Source organism: Shewanella sp. KCT (assembly GCF_007636505.1).
GTDB classification, from domain to species: Bacteria; Pseudomonadota; Gammaproteobacteria; order Enterobacterales; family Shewanellaceae; genus Shewanella; species Shewanella halotolerans.
Map to the genome: position 1 here is coordinate 1 of NZ_LVDJ01000032.1, position 5,315 is coordinate 5,315.

Genomic DNA, 5,315 nt, shown 5'->3' on the forward strand with positions numbered 1-5,315 from the left:
ACTATAGTGGTGAGCAATGAATCTCAGGCCGAAAGTTTGGCTGAAGTGTTGCCACAGCTAGTTGCCATGACCAAGAGTGCCGTGGTGGAAGATCTCAACAACCGGGGAGATGTCTGGACAGCTAGCCGGGGATAAATTACTCGGGAGGGATTTAGAAATATTCCACTTGAAAGCTCCCTTTAAATGGATATTTTGAAGTTACCTTGGTGTACAAGGTGTCACTAAATATTTATGGGAGCGTTTATTATGGGTAGAGAAAAGGACGCAGAATTGGCAAAGGAAGAAGCTTGGGATCGTAAGGCTCAAGCTGAAGACATTCGTTGCTGGTTAGGCGGAGAGCTCATCATTCATTGTGAGCGAGAAGTGTACTTTAAAACTGGAATGTGTGGTTATCATGCTCATATGATGGCTAAAGATGATTAACAATCAAATGATGTGTTAACAAAGAGGTAATATTTATCCAGGTTGCCTCTTTTCTTGCAGTTAGGCGTGAGCGGCGTTATTACTATTGGTCAATTAATTAATATGAGGTTGGCCAATGAAATCGACAGATATATTTAACGCCGCGACATTCGAAATATTTTACCTTTGCTTGGAAGAATTTCCATCAGAAGTGAGATTAGACCCTAATATCATTGCGCGTAAGGTCGAAGGGTATTTTGGTGACCCTACAGGAGACTTAGAGGCTTATAATCACGTGGTGTCAATTGCTGAGAAATCAGGAGATACAATAAATTGGTTGGCACATGAAGGGTATATTCGCTTAGAGCACGAATATCTTTCCGAACCGAGTACTTATGTTTTGACACCCAAAGGCTTGCAAGCCGCTAATGTTAAAATTGATAGCCTAGAGAATAAACCTACTTTTATTGAAATTATTAAAGGTGGAATAAAGCACATCACCTTAGCTTCAATGCCATTGGTTATTAGTGCTATGCTCAAGTAATCCCGAAACCCTTCCAATCCGCCTAAAGCGACAGTCAGTCACAATGGGGCATCACTTTTTGATGCTCATTTTGACTGGCTATGCTGACCTTTCCTCCTGACATTTACCCAACCCAATGTGACTGGCGTTTAGTGCATCGCACGCGGGCCTTTCGCAACCCATACAACAACCAGGTACAAACCTTATCGTTGCCAGGTGCCTACTGGCAGGCGCAGCTGACCTTTGCCAATTTGAGTCGCACGCAAGGGGCGGCATTACATGCCTTTGTGGCATCCATGCAGGGCATGGCCGGGCGGGTGAAGCTACATGACCACGCGATTATAAACCCTGCCTATGGTGGTGCGCCGGTGGTTAGTGGTAGTGGCCAAGCTGGTAAGCAGCTAAATGTAATTGGTTGCTTACCTGGTGCCTTTTTACCGGCTGGTCATTATGTGCAGGTTAATTCGCAGCTGCTGGTACTTACCGCTGATGCAGTGGCCGATGCTGGCGGGGCTTGCTCCTTGGTTTTTGAGCCAGCTCTGCGCAACGCGCCAGCCAATGGCGCTGCCATTGTGGTCGACAAGCCTAGCGCCACCATGATGTTTAGTGACGATAACCAGGGCATGCGCCGTAGCAGCAAGCGCCTGGTGCTATCCAGTGTGAGCCTGTCGTTTGTGGAGGATATCTACTCATGATTGGGTTTGCCTCTCCTCAATTAAAAGCCTACCTGCGTCAGGCCAATGTATGCGCCATCTTACTCACCAAGCTCGATTTCGCCTCTGGCGATGTGTGTGTTCACAGTGGGGTTGGCACCATTAGCCATGATGGGGATAGCTATCTTGGTATCGGTGTGCTGGGCAAGGTTGGTGCTGTGACCCAGAACGGCAAGGTGCAGCCTAATAAGCTGCGTTTAACGCTGTCGGGCATTCCGCCTGCTTTGCTGGCGACCGCACTAACTGAGCAATATCAAAACCGCCAGGGCCAGGTCATGCTGGCGGCTTTCGATGAGCAAACCGGCAGTGTGATTGCCGCCGATGTGTTGTTTGCAGGTCGTATGGATGTTATGACCCTGCGTGACGGCGCCAGCGCTAGTCTGCAGTTAGACCTCAATAGCCGTGGTGTGGACTGGAAGAACGCCCGCAATGGTCGCTATACCCATGCCGACCAGCTGGCACGCCATCCCGGCGATAATTTTTTTGAGTTTGTCGCCCAGACTACTGAGCGCGAGCTGCAGTGGGGCGTGCCGGGTGGTAGTGCCAAGTTAACCGGCGGCGGTGGCCGGGGTGGCAGTGGTAGCCAAACCACTGGCCGTCGCCAGCATAAGTAGGAGGGGTGATGAGTTTAGCGGAATTTATTGCCCAGAATAGAGCCACTTCATTTAGCTGGGGAGAGCACGACTGCTGCCTATTGGCTGCCAACTGGTTAATGGCCAACGGCTACGACGACTTGGCCATCGAATTTAGAGGGCACTACAGCAGCGAGTTGGGGGCAATGCGCGTCATTCGCCGCGCTGGGTTTGCATCGATTGCCGAGTTACTTGAGGCAAAGCTGGGGCAGGCGACACCACCGCTATTGCTAAGGCGAGGTGCCGTGGTGCTGCTAGATACGCCAGAGGGTGACGTGGTGGGCATGTATCAGGGCAGTGATTGCTTTGCGCTGGCTACCTATGGCCTGGTGTCGTATCCCAAAACCAATATCAAGATGGGGTGGAATGTTTAATGGGTAAGGTTGTCGATGCACTGGTTGAAGGTACACCGTTAGGCAAACTAGCTTGGGGTGCCATAGGTGTTGATGCCTGGTGGGAAGTAAGTGTTGGCAAGTATATCCGCGAAGCCCTCATCCCCATCCCCGACGATGATTTTGGCAACGAGGCCATGTCGCAGCAACAGATGCTACGCTCGCCTACTGAGGCGCGCCGCAGTATTTACGGCAAGGCGATGGTGTCTGGCCCTATTGTCTTTGCAGAAGAGACCGGCACAGATAACGAGTTTTTACATCTGGTGATCCCCTTAGCCGCGCATCGATGCCAGGAAGTGCTTGAGATCTACTTTGATGATGAAGTGGTGTACCAAAATGGCAGCTTAGATGCCGCCTATAACGAGCATGCCCGGATTAATATTCACTTGGGCGGGCAAACGGCTGCCGATAGCGACCTATTGGCTGAGTGTGAGCATTGGACTGATAGCCATATCGGGCTTGGTATCACTTACTTGTATGTGCGCCTTAAGCATGATCCTGAGTTTTACGCTAACGGTTTGCCTAACGTTAAAGCCTTGGTAAAGGGCAAGCCGATTTATGATCCTCGTAAAGACTCGACAGTGGGCGGCAGCGGTAGCCATCGCTGGGATGAACAATCAACCTGGGAGTGGAGTGATAACTGGGCCTTATGCGTACTCGACTACACCCGCTTTGAATCAGGCGTAGGCGCACTGGCCAGTGAAATAGATCTGCCTTCTTATGCCTTAGCGGCTAATGACAGCGATCAACTGGTTGAGTATGACAATGAGGGCAATGTCGAGCCGCGCTATACCTGTAATGGCACTTTTACCCAGTCGATGACGCCAGCCTCAGTGCTCGATAAGTTACTCACCGCTGGAGCAGGGATGCAGACTTACTCATCGGGTAAGTATCAGCTGTTTTCTGGCGTGTATCAGGGGCCGCACTTATTCACGTTGGGTGAAGCCGACTTAGCTGGTGAGGTAGAGGTAAGGCCGTTTAATGCCAGGGCGCAACTGTGTAATGCGGTGCGCGGTACCTTTGTCGATCCCGATAACTTTTATCAGCCCACCGACTTTGCTCCCTATGAGTCAGATTACTATCGCGCCCAGGATAATAACGAATATATCGATCACGATATCGACCTGCCGTTTACTCAGTCAGCTTATACCGCGCAGCGTTTAGCCAAGCTGTATTTGGAGCTTAATCGCGCCGGGCAGCAGATAGGTGTGCCGCTGAACATGATAGGCCTGAGCATAAGTGTAGGGCAGGTGGTTGAGCTGGATCTGCCGCGTTTGGGGATAAAGGCTGAATATCAGGTAATGGACTGGTCATTTGATTTTGGTCAGCCCATTAAGGTGACGCTGCGTGAAACCGCAGCGGCTTTGTTCGACTATGACAAGGGCAGTTATACCAATCGTAAACTAACCCCCGTATTAAACCTGCCGTCATCTAAGCGAGTCCCCACAGTGACGGGCGTCGTCTGGGTGCCAATGGGCGACGATGCCAATTGGCAGGGGCTGCTTACCTGGAACGCTCCAGGCGGCAACAGCGCCTATCGTTATCGTTTGGAGGTAAGTGACGCGCAAAGTGCTGTCGTTTATCAGGCCACTATAGAGGGCACCCGGCACCATATTCCTAAGCTTGATGCAGGTAACTACACCATTACCTTGTGGGCCGTAAACCTGTTTGCCAATCGCTCCAATGTGCCTGCGACGATTGCTATTGGTGCCGATGCACCGCCAGCCGTGACGGGTATATTGGTGGACGCAGGATCACTTGAGTTAACCCTTAGACCGCAAACCGCAGCCATTACGGCCACGACCACTGAATTTCAGATTAAAGGCGGTTTAAGCAGTGATATCGCCAATGCGCAGTTTATCGGCCAGGGTAAAGAGGTCATTTGGCCGGGACGGCATGCCAATACCCAGTATTTTATCTGGGCGCGTTCTACCAACAATTATGGTTTCGGTGCCTGGTTCGGCCCTATTCTTGCGCAGACCACGAGCGATAAATCTGCCCTGGTTGATCTGCTGGGAACCACCTTTGACAAATACACCTGGTTTGCCTGGGCTGATGACGATGCTGGCACAGGGTTTACCACCGATGAGACGGCAGGCAAGGCTAAAAAGTGGATGGGGGTTGCTGCAGATAAAGCCGTTTCTGCCCCGAGTGGTAACTGGGAGGATTACACCTGGACAAAGGTTGGCGCCGTAATTGGTGACCTCTTCACCGCTAGCGAACAGCAGCAACTCGATAACCTGATGGCTGGCAAGCTGCCTAATGATGCCAGCAAGGAGATGTTAGCCCTGCAGGATGCGCTAGCCGATCCTAAGTTTAACAACAATCTGTTGACGGCCCAGCAGCTGCTTAACCAGGGCATTGATGCCGCCGACCTTGGCGGCGAGACACCAGCAGGCGCCCAGGCCAAAGCCAACGCGGCAGAAGCTGCAGCGGCACTGGATGCGCTGAATAAGGCCCAGTTGGCCGAGACTAACGCTTTGGAGCAATCAGGTGGTACAAACCTATTAAATATTTCTACGTTTACATCGAGTTTAAACAAAGGCGGCTGGAATCAGGGAGCAGTTGAACTTATTGGTAATGCCGCCGGTGTTGATGCTTTAGATGCTAGGTCACACGCCCTAAAACTAATCGCTAGGGATAGTTATGAGTT

6 protein-coding genes are annotated in these 5,315 nt (G+C 51.2%); all 6 read left to right on the forward strand.

All coding sequences use genetic code 11. The features are described from left to right. The first annotated feature begins 246 nt into the window (after positions 1-246). Complete coding sequence (locus tag AYI87_RS21295; RefSeq protein WP_186300693.1) at positions 247-423, forward strand: hypothetical protein; 177 nt, start codon at positions 247-249, stop codon at positions 421-423. 115 nt (positions 424-538) lie between these two features. After that, a complete protein-coding gene (locus AYI87_RS21010; RefSeq protein WP_144204516.1) occupies positions 539-946 on the forward strand; it encodes a hypothetical protein in 408 nt (135 codons plus the stop codon). 80 nt (positions 947-1,026) lie between these two features. Then, positions 1,027-1,620 (forward strand): hypothetical protein, encoded by a 594-nt coding sequence (locus AYI87_RS21015; protein WP_144204517.1) that lies wholly within the window; start codon positions 1,027-1,029, stop codon positions 1,618-1,620. Next, the gene (locus tag AYI87_RS21020; RefSeq protein ID WP_144204518.1) at positions 1,617-2,252 is read left to right on the forward strand and encodes a hypothetical protein; all 636 of its coding nucleotides are present in this window, start codon (positions 1,617-1,619) and stop codon (positions 2,250-2,252) included. Before AYI87_RS21015 ends, AYI87_RS21020 begins: the two co-directional genes overlap by 4 nt. A gap of 8 nt (positions 2,253-2,260) precedes the next feature. Further along, on the forward strand, positions 2,261-2,644 hold the full coding sequence (locus AYI87_RS21025; RefSeq protein ID WP_144204519.1) for a DUF6950 family protein: 384 nt from the start codon (positions 2,261-2,263) through the stop codon (positions 2,642-2,644). Next, the coding region (locus AYI87_RS21030; protein ID WP_260865204.1) for a phage tail protein at positions 2,644-5,315 on the forward strand (2,672 nt) is incomplete at its 3' end. The genes AYI87_RS21025 and AYI87_RS21030, both read left to right, overlap by 1 nt.